General features: G+C 57.6%; 12 protein-coding genes. 5 read left to right on the plus strand and 7 right to left on the minus strand.

Annotated features, from left to right (window positions below):
• The first annotated feature begins 5 nt into the window (after positions 1-5).
• On the plus strand, positions 6-2,093 hold the full coding sequence (malQ, locus tag LJN55_RS02995; RefSeq protein ID WP_227535646.1) for a 4-alpha-glucanotransferase: 2,088 nt from the start codon (positions 6-8) through the stop codon (positions 2,091-2,093).
• Positions 2,094-2,742: 649 nt separating this feature from the next.
• On the opposite strand, the gene malG is transcribed toward malQ, so the two are convergent.
• The 3 genes from malG to malE all read right to left on the minus strand — a co-directional run bounded on the left by malG (position 2,743) and on the right by malE (position 6,515).
• Complete coding sequence (gene malG / locus LJN55_RS03000; protein ID WP_159337340.1) at positions 2,743-3,633, minus strand: maltose ABC transporter permease MalG; 891 nt, start codon at positions 3,631-3,633, stop codon at positions 2,743-2,745.
• Positions 3,634-3,645: 12 nt separating this feature from the next.
• Positions 3,646-5,211 (minus strand): maltose ABC transporter permease MalF, encoded by a 1,566-nt coding sequence (gene malF, locus LJN55_RS03005; RefSeq protein ID WP_159337341.1) that lies wholly within the window; start codon positions 5,209-5,211, stop codon positions 3,646-3,648.
• Between the two features lie 89 nt (positions 5,212-5,300).
• The gene (malE, locus tag LJN55_RS03010; RefSeq protein WP_159337342.1) at positions 5,301-6,515 is read right to left on the minus strand and encodes a maltose/maltodextrin ABC transporter substrate-binding protein MalE; all 1,215 of its coding nucleotides are present in this window, start codon (positions 6,513-6,515) and stop codon (positions 5,301-5,303) included.
• 376 nt (positions 6,516-6,891) lie between these two features.
• Here malE and malK point away from each other — a divergent pair, with 376 nt between their 5' ends.
• The 3 genes from malK (at position 6,892) to malM (ending at position 10,432) form a co-directional block, all read left to right on the plus strand.
• The gene (malK, locus tag LJN55_RS03015; protein ID WP_133843925.1) at positions 6,892-8,001 is read left to right on the plus strand and encodes a maltose/maltodextrin ABC transporter ATP-binding protein MalK; all 1,110 of its coding nucleotides are present in this window, start codon (positions 6,892-6,894) and stop codon (positions 7,999-8,001) included.
• A 26-nt stretch (positions 8,002-8,027) separates the two neighbouring features.
• A complete protein-coding gene (locus LJN55_RS03020) occupies positions 8,028-9,326 on the plus strand; it encodes a maltoporin (protein ID WP_166653729.1) in 1,299 nt (432 codons plus the stop codon).
• Positions 9,327-9,541: 215 nt separating this feature from the next.
• On the plus strand, positions 9,542-10,432 hold the full coding sequence (malM, locus tag LJN55_RS03025; RefSeq protein ID WP_167863412.1) for a maltose operon protein MalM: 891 nt from the start codon (positions 9,542-9,544) through the stop codon (positions 10,430-10,432).
• Positions 10,433-10,476: 44 nt separating this feature from the next.
• Here malM and LJN55_RS03030 read toward each other — a convergent pair whose 3' ends face one another.
• Positions 10,477-11,295, minus strand: coding sequence for a GNAT family N-acetyltransferase (locus tag LJN55_RS03030; protein WP_227535647.1), 819 nt, complete (start codon positions 11,293-11,295; stop codon positions 10,477-10,479).
• Between the two features lie 69 nt (positions 11,296-11,364).
• Positions 11,365-12,003 carry a DUF4431 domain-containing protein gene (locus LJN55_RS03035; RefSeq protein WP_227535648.1) on the minus strand — a complete coding sequence of 213 codons (639 nt, stop codon included), beginning with the start codon at positions 12,001-12,003 and terminating at the stop codon, positions 11,365-11,367.
• A 231-nt stretch (positions 12,004-12,234) separates the two neighbouring features.
• Between LJN55_RS03035 and LJN55_RS03040 the strand changes: the two genes are divergently transcribed.
• A complete protein-coding gene (locus LJN55_RS03040) occupies positions 12,235-12,792 on the plus strand; it encodes a YecA/YgfB family protein (RefSeq protein WP_133843914.1) in 558 nt (185 codons plus the stop codon).
• Positions 12,793-12,838: 46 nt separating this feature from the next.
• Here the strand turns inward: LJN55_RS03040 and nlpA are convergent, their stop codons facing one another.
• Together nlpA and LJN55_RS03050 are read right to left on the minus strand one after the other, a co-directional pair.
• The gene (gene nlpA, locus LJN55_RS03045; protein WP_205945457.1) at positions 12,839-13,612 is read right to left on the minus strand and encodes a lipoprotein NlpA; all 774 of its coding nucleotides are present in this window, start codon (positions 13,610-13,612) and stop codon (positions 12,839-12,841) included.
• 174 nt (positions 13,613-13,786) lie between these two features.
• Positions 13,787-14,044 (minus strand): helix-turn-helix domain-containing protein, encoded by a 258-nt coding sequence (locus LJN55_RS03050; protein WP_133843910.1) that lies wholly within the window; start codon positions 14,042-14,044, stop codon positions 13,787-13,789.
• Positions 14,045-14,141: the final 97 nt, after the last annotated feature.

Raw genomic sequence — 14,141 nt, forward strand, 5'->3', positions numbered from 1 at the left:
CCCCCATGGAGCACAACACACTGGAGCAGGCGGCCAGGGAGGCGGGGATCTCCTCCGGCTTTATTAATGCGCACGGGCAGCAGCAGGCGATTGCCGCGGAAACCAAACGCGAGCTGTTAACCGCGATGGGCTGGACGGGGGAGCGCCGCCAGGCCTCCACGCCCGTGCCGGGAGTAAAAGTTTTCGTCGCGGGCCAGCGTCTGGCGCTGCCCGTCGAGGGCGACGGTGAATACCTCTGGACGTTGCAACTGGAGAGTGGGGCCACCCAGCGCGGCCGGATTAGCGGCAAAATGACGCTGGCGCTGGCGGGGAAAATCCCGCCGGGTTACCACCAGCTGACCCTGACGCAGGACGCGCAGACGTGGGATTGCCGGGTGATTGTTGCCCCGAAGCGCTGCTATGAACCGGATGCCTTGCTGGCCGGAAAAAAGCTGTGGGGCGCCTGCGTGCAGCTTTATACGCTGCGTTCGGACAGTAACTGGGGCATCGGTGATTTTGGCGACCTCAATCTGCTGCTGAAAAAGATTGCCGAACGCGGCGGGGCTTTTGTCGGGCTGAACCCGATCCATGCGCTCTATCCGGCCAATCCGGCGGCGGCCAGCCCTTACAGCCCGTCGTCGCGCCGCTGGCTGAACGTTGTCTATATCGACGTCAGCGCGGTGGACGATTTCAGGCAGAGCGAGGCGGCACAGCGCTGGTGGCGGTTGCCCGACACGCAGCAACGCTTAACGGCGGCACGTGCCAGCGACGAGGTGGACTACGCTGGCGTGATGCCGCTGAAGCTGGAAGGCCTGCGCCTGGCGTACGCACATTTCCTCGGGCGTAAGCCGCAGGATACGCAGGTTAAAGCGCTGGCAAACTTTACCCGCCAGGGCGGCGAAAGCCTGTGGTTACAGGCTGCTTTTGATGCGCTGTACGCACATCTGGTGCAGGAAAACGGCATCGCCACGGGCTGGAACCACTGGCCGGAACAGTATCATGACGCCCGCGGCCCGGCGGTGCGGGCGTTCTGCGAGCAGCACGCGCAGGAGGTGGAGTTTTATCTGTGGCTCCAGTGGCTGGCGGAAACCCAGTTCGCGCAGTGCTATCACACCAGCCAGCAGCAGCAGATGTCGATGGGGCTGTATCGCGATCTGGCGGTGGGCGTGGTGGGCGGAGGCGCTGAAACCTGGAGCGACGGCGAACTGTACTGCCTGAAAGCGTCGGTGGGTGCGCCGCCGGATATCCTTGGGCCGCTGGGCCAGAACTGGGATCTGCGCCCGATGGACCCGCATGTGATGGTTAACCGGGGCTATCAGCCGTTTATCGATCTGCTGCGGGCCAATATGACCCACTGCGGCGCGCTGCGCATTGATCATGTGATGGCGCTGCTGCGTCTGTGGTGGATCCCGGCGGGCGAGACGGCGGATAAAGGCGCGTATGTGCACTATCCGGTGGACGATCTGCTGGCGATCCTCGCGCTGGAGAGTCAGCGGCATCGCTGTATGGTGATCGGCGAAGATCTGGGCACGGTGCCGGTGGAGATCGTCAGCAAGCTGCGCGAGGGCGGGGTTTACTCCTACAAGGTGCTCTATTTTGAGCGCGATGAAGAGAACAACTTCCGTGCGCCGCAGTCGTATCCGGTGCAGGCGATGGCCACCATCACCACGCACGATCTGCCAACGCTGCGCGGCTACTGGCAGGCAGACGATCTGACGCTGGGGAAAACGCTCGGGTTGTATCGCGACGAGAGCGTGTTGCAGGAGCTGTACCTTGACCGGGCACGTGCGCGTCAGGGGCTGCTCGACGGGCTGCATCATTACGACTGCATTCCGAAGAAAACCGGCAGCCATGCGGAGCTGATGGCGATGACCCCGGTGATTAACCGTGGCCTGCAACGCTATGTGGCCGACAGCGCCAGTGCGCTGCTGGGCTTGCAGCCAGAGGACTGGCTGGATATGTCCACCCCGGTGAACGTGCCGGGCACCAGCGATGAGTATCCTAACTGGCGGCGTAAGCTCTCCCATACGCTGGAGGAGATGTTCGCGGATGACCAGGTGAATAAGCTGATTAAAGACCTGGATAAACGGCGGCGTAAGGTGTCGGTAAGCTGAGGTTAATGCAGTAAAAAGAGGGTTCCTGCTGGTGGGGGAACCCTTTTTTGTTGGGTAAAAACCATCATAATCAGGGGGCGGCCACTGAGGTATTCCTATAAAACTACACGGGCATTATCCGTGGCCGGTCTTCTGTTCCGATCGACCAGTGACGCAGGTCTGCACGATGGTCCAGGTCAACGTCAAGGGCGTTTCGCTTTCCCGCTGCGCTTCCTCAGCGCTGCTGAATGCCGCCTCAACGTCAAAACCCAGGTCAACATCCAAACCAATTCGCAGAGAGCGTCATGTTATTGCTGTTTTAAAACTTACAGCGAACAATCGTTCTGCGGGGATGGGGCCAGTCTGAGGTAAGCCGGACGTCACGCACCAGGGATGGTGCGTGCCGAGGCCCGCAGGGAGGCGGTTGTTGCCGATCCGGCGTGCTCAGACTGGCCTCAGACCTGAAGCCAGTCAGTCAGCCATTAATATTGGTGGGGAGCCCCCAGTGGGCGGCCTTTGCGAGAGACCCTTGTAGCGTGGCTGTTCAGAACTCACAGCAGCAACCCCTCGCTGACCTGACATAAAAAAGGGCGGCTTATTCAGCCGCCCAGGACACAGGAAAAAGTACTACACCCGTTACCGGGATAACGCGCAAAAACATCGCTATAAACTAACCCTTCACCCCACCCGCCGTCAGGCCACCCACCAGCCAGCGCTGGGCAATCAGGAACACCGCCGTAATCGGGATGGCTGAGAGAATAGCGGCAGCGGCGAAGTCGCCCCACAGATAGTTCTGCGGGTTAAGGTACTGCTGCATGCCCACCGCCAGCGTGTAGCTGTTCACATCGCGCAACAGCAGCGAGGCCACCGGCACTTCGGTAATGGCGGCAATAAACGACAGAATAAACACCACCGCCAGAATCGGCACCGACAGCGGCAGCAGCACCAGGCGAAACGCCTGCCACGGCGAGGCACCGTCCAGCGCGGCGGCTTCCTCCAGCGAACTGTCGATGGTTTCGAAATAGCCTTTGATCGTCCACACGTGCAGGGCGATGCCGCCCATATAGGCGAAGATCACCCCGCCATGCGTGTTCAGCCCGAGGAACGGGATGTAAATGCCCAGGCGGTCAAACAGGGCGTAGAGCGCCACCAGTGACAGCACCGCCGGGAACATCTGGAAGATCAGCATGCCTTTCAGCAGCGAACTTTTGCCACGAAACTTCATGCGGGCAAAAGCATAGGCGCAGGTGGTGGAAAGCGCCACTATTCCTACGGCGGTGATCCCGGCGATCTTGATCGAGTTCCATAACCACAGCAGCACCGGGAACGGCGGCGGCGTCAGGCTGCCGTCACTGTTCGTCACGGTGATCCCCAGCGCCAGCTTCCAGTGATCCCAGGAGACCTGATCCGGGATCAGGCTGCCCGTGGCGAAGTTGCCCGGGCGCAGCGAGATGGTAAATACCATCAGCAGCGGGAACAGGATCAGCGCCAGAAAGCTCAGCAGTAACAGATGTGTGACCAGCAGCCTGACTTTTTGCGACCTCGGTTTTACCATTGGCATTGTTATCACTCCTTAGTCGAATTTCATGCGTGATGCTTTCAGGTTGACGACAGCCAGCGCGCCCACCAGCAGGAAGATCAGCGTGGCAATCGCCGCCGCGAGCCCGAAGTCCTGCCCGCCGCCGCCCTCAAAGGCGATGCGATAGGTGTAGCTCACCAGCAGGTCGGTGTGCCCGGCCGGGGTGGTGGTGCCGAGCATATCCGGCCCGCCGTTGGTCAGCAGCTGGATCAGCACGAAGTTATTAAAGTTAAACGCAAAGCTGGCGATCATCAGCGGCGTCAGGGGTTTGATCAGCAGCGGCAGCGTGATGCGGAAGAAGTTCTGCATCGGCGTTGCGCCGTCCATCGCCGAGGCCTCGTAGAGATCGTCCGGGATCGCCTTCAGCAGGCCCATACACAGGATCATCATGTAGGGATACCCCAGCCAGGTGTTGACGATGATGATCATGCTTTTCGCCGTCCAGGGATCGCTGAACCACGCCGGTTTAATGCCAAACAGCGCGTTCAGCATCAGGTTGATTTCCCCGAAGCTCTGATTGAACAGCCCTTTGAAAATCAGAATGGAGATAAACGCCGGAACGGCATAGGGCAGGATCAGCAGGATGCGGTACACCGCTTTGCCTTTCAGCTCCTCCCACTGCACCACACAGGCCAGCACCATACCGACGGCAACGGTCAGCACCACGGTGAGCAGCGCAAAAATAACCGTCCAGACGAAGATAGAGAGGAACGGCTTCTGGATGCCGTCATCGTGCAGCACGCGCAGGAAGTTGCCCCAGCCGATGCCAACGGTAAAACCGGGGCTGAGTTTCTCTGCCTGCCATTCTCCCTGGGCGTTCACCGCCTGATAAAACCCTGTCTCGCGGTTCGGCTGATAAACCACGCCGGACTGGGCATCGGTCAGCTGCTGGTTCTCTTTGTTCAACTGATACAGCGGCTGCGTGCCGGAGAACTGGCGCAGTGAACTCATGCGCAGCGTGGCACCCTCGGGCAATCTGGCGCTTAACTGGCCGAGCGCCTGACGGTTCTGGGTGACCACGCGCAGCCCGGCTTTCTCCCCGGTGGGGGCAGCCTGCGGCGTCATGGTCAGCGTTTGGGGGGCCGACGCGTTAAAGGTGAAAGGCGGGGAAACCAGGACCTCAGCGTTGTCAGGGGAAGTGAGGGCCAGCTGCCACTGTTCGCCTGCCGGATAAAGCGCAAAGTTCAGTGCTTTACCGCCCTGGAATTCACGGCCCATCAGCACCGACTGCGCACGTTCAAAGGTCAGCTGGTTAGTGCTGCTGTAGTTAGTAAACGCAATCGCAATAGTACAGACCAGTGGGAACAGCACAAATAACGCCATCCCGGCCAGGCCAGGATAGACATAGCGCCACGAATACGCGCGGCGGTTACCGTAAATGTACAGGCCGGCACTGGAGAGGATCAGCGCCAGAACGGCAAAGAGATATTCACCCTGCGCATACATCAGCACGATCAGATAACCGGTTAAGCAGGTGAGCAGGCCAATGGCCAGCCATTTTATCACCTGACGCAACGGCCATTTTTTGTCAGCGGTCAGACCGGTTTGGGCTACTGGCATAGGGGCTATCCTTGTAGTAACGGCAGTGAGCGGGTTGGCTCTCTGCCGTTTATTTCATGACCTCAACGGCATCAGTCAGTTAACGTTAATTACTTGGTAATGCGTGTTTCAACGTCCTTCAGCGCCTGCTCCACGGTCTGACGGCCATTCACCGCATTAATGATGGCGCTGCGCTCGGCATACCAGAACGCGCTCATCTGCGGGATATTTGGCATGATTTCGCCATTTTTCGAGTTCGCCATGGTGGCGGCGATGCGCGGATCTTTCTCTAACTGTTCCTGATAGGATTTCAGCGCGACCGCGCCCAGCGGTTTGTCTTTATTGACGGCGCTCAGACCTTCGTTGGTGATCAGGTAGTTTTCCAGGAACTCTTTCGCCAGTTCTTTATTCGGGCTGGCTGCATTGATACCGGCAGTCAGCACGCCGACGAACGGCTTAGACGGTTTGCCATGGAAGGTGGGCAGGAGGGCCACGCCATAGTTGATTTTACTCTTGTCGAGATTCGACCACGCCCACGGACCGTCGATGGTCATGGCGGTCTGGCCTTTATTAAAGGCGGCTTCGGCGATGGAGTAGTCGGTGTCGGCGTTGATGTGTTTGTTTTTCACTAAGTCGATAATGAACTGTAAACCGGCTTTGGCGCCGTCATTGTTCACGCCCGTGTCTTTGATGTTGTATTTGCCGTTCTCATATTTATAGGCATACCCGCCGTCAGCCGCGATGACAGGCCAGGTGAAGTAGGGTTCCTGCAGGTTCCACATGATGGCGCTTTTGCCTTTCGCCCGCAGCGAGGTGTCCAGTGCCGGGATCTCTTCCCAGGTTTTCGGTGCCTCTTTGATCAGGTCTTTGTTATAAATCAGCGACAACGCCTCCACCGCGACCGGGTAGCCGATCAGCTTGCCGTTGAAGGTGACGGCATCCCAGGTGAAGGGGAAAATCTTATCTTTAAAGGCCGCGTCCGGGCTGATCTCAGCCAGCAGGCCGGACTGCGCGTAACCGCCGAAGCGATCGTGCGCCCAGAAAATGATGTCGGGGCCGCCACCGGTCGCGGCCACCTGTGGGTATTTTTCTTCCAGCTTATCCGGGTGCTCGACGGTGACTTTAATGCCGGTGTCTTTTTCAAATTTCTTACCGACTTCCGCCAGGCCGTTATAGCCCTTGTCACCGTTGATCCAGATGACCAGCCTGCCTTCTTCGATTTTGGCAAACGCAGAGGAAGAGAGCACCAGCGTCGCGAGCGCGGTGAGGGCCAGGGTCTGTTTAACGACTTTTTTAACGAAAGGAACCTTGATGCTGAGAGTCATAATCCAATCCTTGTTTATCCTGTTAGGAGTCGGTATTGCTCGTGTCACAGAAGGAATGACAGGGTACGGCGCCAGTGTGGATTCAACCTGCTCTGCCTTCATCATCCCCCCCTCTACGCCCCCGGCCCTCAGAGTGTGATCCCACCGACACTCTCAGACGTTATGTGGTGGAAGGCTCAGTTTGTGGCTTCATTTTTTGCTACCCCGATCACGAATTTGAGCGGGGCAGTGAACTTTCAGCCGTTGCCATGAAGGGACCGTCCTCCCTGCGCCTCCGCCATGAAAAACTTTGTTACGGGTGATTACGTTTACCCACCACTCCTTCACTCTTCGTTGCATCGAGTTTTCTCGCAGGCGTCAAGTACAGGAGTTCAGGATGGCGAGCGTTTCCCTTAACAGCGTGTACAAAGCGTTTGGCAAGACGGTGATTTCCAGTGATATCAACCTGGAGATAAAAGAAGGCGAGTTTGTGGTGTTTGTCGGGCCTTCCGGCTGCGGCAAGTCAACGCTTCTGCGCATGATTGCCGGCCTTGAGGACATCACCTCCGGTGAGCTGAAGATCGGCGATAAACGCATGAACGACGTGCCGCCCTCAGAGCGTGGCATCGGCATGGTCTTTCAGTCTTATGCGCTCTACCCGCATCTGTCGGTGGCCGAGAACATGTCTTTCGGCCTGAAGCTGGCCGGGGCAAAAAAAGCCGAAATCAATCAACGGGTCAACCAGGTTTCTGAGGTGCTCCAGCTGGCCCATTTGCTGGATCGCCGGCCAAAAGCCCTGTCGGGTGGGCAGCGGCAGCGCGTGGCGATCGGTCGTACGCTGGTGGCGGAACCGACGGTGTTCCTGCTGGATGAACCGCTGTCTAATCTGGATGCCGCGCTGCGCGTTCAGATGCGTATCGAGATTTCCCGTCTGCATAAGCGCCTCAGGCGCACCATGATTTACGTGACGCACGATCAGGTGGAAGCGATGACGCTGGCCGACAAGATCGTGGTGCTCGACGCCGGACATATCGCCCAGGTCGGTAAGCCCCTTGAGCTGTATCACTACCCTGCTAACCGCTTTGTCGCCGGATTTATCGGCTCCCCCAAAATGAATTTCCTGCCGGTCAAAGTCACCGGAGCGGAACCCACGCGTGTGCAGGTTGAGCTGCCTAATCGTCAGCAGGTCTGGCTGCCTGTAGAGGGCACGGAGGTGATCGTCGGCAGCAATCTGTCGCTGGGCATTCGTCCTGAACATCTGCTGCCCAGTGACGTGGCTGAGGTCACGTTGTCCGGTGAGGTACAGGTGGTTGAGCAGTTGGGTAACGAAACACAGATTCATATCCAAATTCCGGCCATTCGTCAGAACCTGGTGTACCGCCAGAATGACGTGGTGCTGGTAGAAGAAGGTGCAACATTCGCCATTGGTTTGCCGCCACACCGCTGTCATCTGTTCCGCGAAGACGGAACGGCATGTCGCCGGTTACACCCGGAACCCGGCGTTTGAAAGCACGCGATCCCCTACAGGAGAAAATGATGAGAACAATGCGTATTGCTTCCCTGTCGCTGGCAGTGGCTGCCGGTATCCTTTCTACACAAGCGATGGCGGTTGATTTTACCGGTTATGCGCGTTCGGGCATTGGCTGGTCCGGCAGCGGCGGCGAGCAGCAGTGCTTCAAAGCGACCGGGGCAGACAGCAAATACCGTCTGGGTAACGAGTGCGAAACCTATGCAGAATTAAAACTGGGCCAGGAAGTGTGGAAAGAAGGGGACAAGAGCTTCTACTTCGATACCAACGTGGCCTATTCCGTTTCACAGCAGAATGACTGGGAGTCAACCGATCCGGCTTTCCGCGAAGCGAATGTGAAAGGGAAAAACCTGATCGAATGGCTGCCAGGTTCTACCATGTGGGCCGGTAAGCGCTTCTATCAGCGTCATGACGTCCACATGATCGACTTCTACTACTGGGATATTTCCGGCCCGGGTGCCGGTCTGGAAGATATCGATCTGGGCTTTGGTAAGTTGTCTCTGGCGGCAACGCGTAACACCGAAAGCGGCGGGTCGTTCGGCTATATCGCCGACCAGCGTAATGAAGTGGCCACCTCGAATGACGTGTTCGACGTGCGTCTTGCCGGGCTGAATACTAACCCCGGCGGCGTGCTGGAGTTGGGCGTGGATTACGGACGTGCTAATGCGCGTGATGGCTACTCCCTGGCGAACGATGCCACCAAAGACGGCTGGTTGCTGACGGCAGAACACACGCAGAGTATTTATAACGGCTTCAACAAGTTTGTGTTGCAGTATGCGGCAGACTCGATGACCGATCCGGGCCAGGGCGCGGCTAACGGCCACTCTAACGGCTCGGCGATCAACAATAACGGCAGCATGGTGCGCGTACTCGACCACGGTGCGATTGATTTCAACGATACCTGGAGCCTGATGTATGTGGGCATGTATCAGGACGTTGACCGTGATAACAACAACGGCACCACCTGGTACACCGTGGGCATGCGTCCAATGTACAAATGGACGCCGATCATGAGCACCCTGCTGGAAGTCGGTTACGACAACGTGAAGTCCCAGCGCACCGGCGATCGTAACGGCCAGTACAAAGTGACCCTGGCCCAGCAATGGCAGGCGGGTAACAGCATCTGGTCACGCCCGGCCATCCGCGTGTTCGCCACCTATGCGAACTGGGATGAGAAGTGGGGTTATGACACGGATACCGGCACCAGCAATGGGTTAGCGATGAATGACACCAGTGCGCGTACTTTCAGCCGTGGCAATGATGATGAGGTGACCTTCGGCGCGCAAATGGAAATCTGGTGGTAACTTTTTCCTTCCTTTTTCGCGCTGCTGATGCGTTGGCTGCGCGGCCTCGCCCCGGTCACGTAGTGATCTACGCTCCCGGGGACTTGGCCGCTTGCCGCCTTCCAGCAACACGAAACAGTTTGGAAAAAGCCGCGTTCAACATGAGCTAAGAAGTGCTGGCTGGCGGTATATCAGTGGATAGCCGCCAGCCTTCAGGTGATCAAAAGGAAACAACGATGAGAAAAAATCTGCTGTCACTGTGTTTGTCGCTGAGCCTGCTGGCGGCGTTGCCTGCCGGGGTTTACGCCGCGCAGCAGGATGCCAGTACCGCACCGGCGATCGCGAGCCAGACCTTACACACGCTTTCATGGACGCCGCTGGTGCCGCCAGTGACGCAGGATGTGACGCTCGGCACGGCCAGCGCCACGATTAATCAGGGGGATATTCAGGGGGCCGTTGCGGCCTTTGCCCTGCCTGCCGACCGGGGGTCGCTTGAAATCACCCTGAGCAGTATTGCGACGGGGAAAACGGTGTATGCACCGAATGTATTAGTGCTGGATGAACAGATGCGTCCGGCGGCTTTCTACCCCTCCAGCTACTTCCCGTATCAGCAGCCTGGCATTGTTTCCAGCGATCGTCTGGAAGGCACACTGAAACTGACGCCTGCGCTGGGTCAAAAACAAATTTACCTGCTGGTGTATACCACGCGTCAAGATCTGGCAGAGACAACGCAGATGGTGAACCCGGCGAAAGCCTATGCGGCGGGCGTGGGTAACGCTGTGCCGGATATCCCGGACCCGATTGCCCGCCATACGACAACGGGGTTGCTGAGCCTCAAAGTGTCTGCCGAGCAGAAGAGTGGCAACGTGATGATTGGTCAGGTCTTCCCGTCATCGGCCCCGGCGGCGGCACCTGTCATGGTCGGCAGGACAGCTCCGGCAGCGGCGCCAGCCGTGACGAAGCCGGACGCACCGATGCTCGACGATTCTGAACGCTACTTTAATGACGCGATTTCGAAAGCAGTCAAAGCGGGTGATGTTGATAAGGCATTGAAACTGCTGGATGAAGCGGAGCGTCTGGGCTCGAAAACGGCACGCAAAACCTTTATCGACAGTGTTAAGCGCTGATTTCTCAATCCTGACTGATGCCGAGCCTCCCCGCTCAGGGGAGGTTATTTATCCAGACTGCTCACCATCTCATACTGCTGTAATGCCACCTGCTGATACCCCGCCTGAATAAACAACGGGGCAAACCTTTCCGGCACAGACACCGGCGTGCGGATCCCCGGATAGTGCGCATTTATCTTACCCAGTATCGTACGGGCCCGCCCCTGATGGCGGAAATCGGGCTCGACAAACAAATAGCGCAACTGCGGGGCACCCGTCAGCCAGTCAATCACGGCCCATGCCTGCTCGCCATCGCGAACCACCTGGCAGGGCAACGCGGGAAAGGAGAGAGGGTCCAGCAGCCACGGGATCTCATTCTGCGGGGCGTGCCAGATAGCACGTAACAACGCGTCGGTAGTGGCGATGGGCAGCGGGCTTGTCGGGCCGTTGGGTGACTCCTGACCCGTAAAGCCCAGCAGTGTCTGCCGGGTTTCAAAGCCCAGCGCCTGGTAAAGCGCCACCGCCGCACGGTTTTCAGCAATCACTTCCAGCGCAACCTGAACATAGTTTTTTTCAGCCAGCCGGGATAACAGCGCCAGCATCATTGGCTTCGCCAGCCCGTTGCCGCGAGCGTCCGGGTGCAGCGCAAAGGCGGCGATGCGTGCCCGTAGGCCTCGGGTCGTGACCAGCGCAATGGCGATCGGCTGCTCTCCCTGCATCCACACCAATGACTCAGTGAAATTCAGCCCTTCGGAACAGAAGCGCGCGGAGAAATAGTCCGGGGTGACCGACAGCGGTACGACATACTGCTGAAAGCAGGTGGTCATAATGTCACTGAGTTGCACAATACTGAAATGACTCGCAGGGACGAATAGCGGTGACATAGTCAAACTCCGTTTTGGGGAGGGTTGCTCAACCATAGGCGATAACCGCGTTTTATGCGCGCCGGGAGACTATTCCGCCTCCAGTTTTCCTACCCCAATCATCATCGGCGTATGGTGATGGCCCGTCTCGGCAAACAGCAGTGAACCGTTAACACGCACGCGCTGGCCGATCAGGTGGCGATGGGTTTTATACATGCCTGCCTGCACCAGCAGTTGCATCTGTGCCTGGTCTCCCCAGTTAGCAGCATCATCTGCACACACTGGCTTATCCGCCTGCAATACCCAGTAAACCTCGGCTTCATCGCCTTGCTCAACGCTCTCGTAGTTCGGCGGGCCGGGGAAGGTGATGCGCAGCAGCTTACCGATCAGCGTCACTTCAGTACCTTCTTCCGGGCAGGCGGTGGGGGGCGGAGTGGTCAGCGCCACATATTTTTGCTGTGAACGGCTGTACCACTCGCTCAGGCAGGCGGCGGTCTTGCACTGCTCGCGCAGCGCCCAGTTCTCTTTGGTCATCTGCCGGAATTCACTGCTGTTGCCGCTGGCGGTTTTGGCCTCGCGGTAAACCTTTGCCAGCTGGTCGTCAGCCTGGGACAGGGCAGGCGTGGTGCAGATCAGTTTCTCGCTGACGCTGCTGGCTTTGGTGCAGTCAAAACTCGCCGCCTGGGCGCCCAGGGAAAGAGTGAAGCACAGTAACGCTATGCGTCTCATGGTGTATCCATTGGAATATTTTTACCGGATGTTAATAGCCTGAACCGCCGCGCAGATCCAGTAAAAACGCACGGCCTCAGCCTGGATGCCATCGGGCAGGGTGAGCACGCCACCGCGTTAACCGCAAATATAACGTGATGGCGGTGGCTTTTTCCCTGCCTGGCAACCAAAATACCCCCCATAAACCGGTAAACGCCGGGTGAAAACCGATATGCGTAGCGAGGTAACAGCATGCAACAAGGACCATTGACGGAAGAAGAGCTGGAATGGCTGGACGATGTCTTAATCAAATATGGCAGCGAAGAGTCGGTGGTGGATGCCTCTGAACTGGATGGCCTGTTCACCGCTATTCTCTCCGGTCCGGTGCTGGTTGAGCCGCAGGTCTGGCTGCCGCTGATTTGGGGTGGCGAAGAGAATGACCCGGAATGGGAGTCGGATGAAGAGTTCGAGCAGTTTATGGATCTCATCGCCCAGCATATGAACGATATCGCGGACCGCCTGAATGAATATCCTGACCAGTTTGAGCCGTTGTTTGGCCTGAACACGGTGGACGATCAGGAGTTTGTCGTGGTGGAAGACTGGTGTTGCGGTTATCTGAAAGGCGTGGCGCTGGGCGACTGGTCGTCACTGCCGGCCACCTTGCAGCCTGCGCTGGCGGCGATTGCCCTGCACGGCGAGGAAGAAAACCTCTCCCAGCTGGAAACGCTGACGCCGGAAGCGTACGAGCAGAGCATTGAGGCGATCCGCCCGGCGGCGATCGCTCTCCATGCGAAGTGGTTATTGCACTGAGTAATACGTCAACCATGCGGCTTACCGCGTGGTTGACGCTTTCCGCTTACCAGCCCGCTACCGCACCACCGTTGAAGATCTTATCCGCCGCGGCCGCCACTTCAGGTGACTGGTAGGATTTGATAAAGTCACGCACGTTTGGCGCGTCTTTATTGTCTTCACGGGTCACGATGATATTGACGTACGGCGACTGTTTATCCTCGATAAATACGCTGTCGCGTACCGGGTTCAGGCCAGTTTGTTGCAGGTAGGTGGTGCTGATAATCGCCACGGTCACCTGAGCGTCATCCAGCACGCGCGGCAGCTGCGCGCCTTCCATTTCCATAATCTTCAGATGCAGCGGGTTGGCCGTAATATCCACCGCCGTTGGTAACAGTCCGGTATCCGCTTTCAGCGTGACCAGCTTCTCTTTCTGCAGCAGCAGCAGCGCACGCCCGAGGTTGGTCGGGTCGTTCGGAATGGCGATGGTGTCACCGTCTTTCAGCTCGCTAATCTGTTTGATTTTTTTCGAATAGCCCGCCATCGGGAAAACAAACGTATTCCCTACCGCGACCAGGGTGGTGCCTTTGGCCTTGTTGTCCTGTTCGAGGAACGGACGATGCTGGAACACGTTGGCATCGAGATCGCCGTGCGCCGTGGGGTCATTCGGCAGCAGTGAACCGCTGAATCCCACCAGTTCCACCTCCAGCCCGTACTTCTCTTTCGCCACGGCTTTGGCTACTTCGGCCACATCCTGTTCAGCGCCGTTGATCACACCGACTTTAATCGTGTGCGCATCGTTATTTTTCTGGTCACAGCCTGCGAGCAGAATAGCCAGCATCAGCGCGGCAGTTTTGACAGTACGGCTCAGGGTAAGATCCACGTTATTTTCCTTAATTTCAATAAGCTGAAGGCGTAACAAACAACCGCAAACTAGGCACGGAGTCAATGTCGGGGCTTATGATAAAAAGGGTGGCGTTATAACCAGAGATTGTAAGGCAGGGCGGGCACGGGATTAAGGTTTTTTGGTCTCAGGATGCCACAAACGCACCAGCTCGGCCAGTTCATCTTCAACCGTGTAAAAATAGCAGGAAGGAACACTCAGAACTTCAGCCAGGCGGCACATCAGTTCAAAGTCAGGGACGTGTATACCGCGCTCATATTGGTTCATCCGTGCGCTGGCGGTAGCTTCGTCAATCCCTGCTAAAACACCAAGCTTCTGTTGTGATATCCCTTTCCTTACCCGGGCTTCTTTCAAACGATGTGGCAGCATGTCGATCCTGACTTCTGAATAATTAACAGGATTCTCTTAGCTGCTCGTGTAAAATGTACTAAGTATTGCTTAGTGTTGAATTTGGAAGATAACAGGA

The organism is Erwinia rhapontici, assembly GCF_020683125.1.
GTDB lineage: Bacteria > Pseudomonadota > Gammaproteobacteria > Enterobacterales > Enterobacteriaceae > Erwinia > Erwinia rhapontici.

Coding starts and splice junctions, on each gene's coding strand:
- nlpA (WP_205945457.1), bottom strand. CDS start 13,612: ATGCTGGCTATTCTGCTCGCAGGCTGTGACCAGAAAAATAACGATGCG.
- malF (WP_159337341.1), bottom strand. CDS start 5,211: ATGCCAGTAGCCCAAACCGGTCTGACCGCTGACAAAAAATGGCCGTTG.
- malK (WP_133843925.1), top strand. CDS start 6,892: ATGGCGAGCGTTTCCCTTAACAGCGTGTACAAAGCGTTTGGCAAGACG.
- LJN55_RS03035 (WP_227535648.1), bottom strand. CDS start 12,003: ATGAGACGCATAGCGTTACTGTGCTTCACTCTTTCCCTGGGCGCCCAG.
- malQ (WP_227535646.1), top strand. CDS start 6: ATGGAGCACAACACACTGGAGCAGGCGGCCAGGGAGGCGGGGATCTCC.
- malM (WP_167863412.1), top strand. CDS start 9,542: ATGAGAAAAAATCTGCTGTCACTGTGTTTGTCGCTGAGCCTGCTGGCG.
- malG (WP_159337340.1), bottom strand. CDS start 3,633: ATGCCAATGGTAAAACCGAGGTCGCAAAAAGTCAGGCTGCTGGTCACA.
- LJN55_RS03050 (WP_133843910.1), bottom strand. CDS start 14,044: ATGCTGCCACATCGTTTGAAAGAAGCCCGGGTAAGGAAAGGGATATCA.
- malE (WP_159337342.1), bottom strand. CDS start 6,515: ATGACTCTCAGCATCAAGGTTCCTTTCGTTAAAAAAGTCGTTAAACAG.
- LJN55_RS03040 (WP_133843914.1), top strand. CDS start 12,235: ATGCAACAAGGACCATTGACGGAAGAAGAGCTGGAATGGCTGGACGAT.
- LJN55_RS03020 (WP_166653729.1), top strand. CDS start 8,028: ATGATGAGAACAATGCGTATTGCTTCCCTGTCGCTGGCAGTGGCTGCC.
- LJN55_RS03030 (WP_227535647.1), bottom strand. CDS start 11,295: ATGTCACCGCTATTCGTCCCTGCGAGTCATTTCAGTATTGTGCAACTC.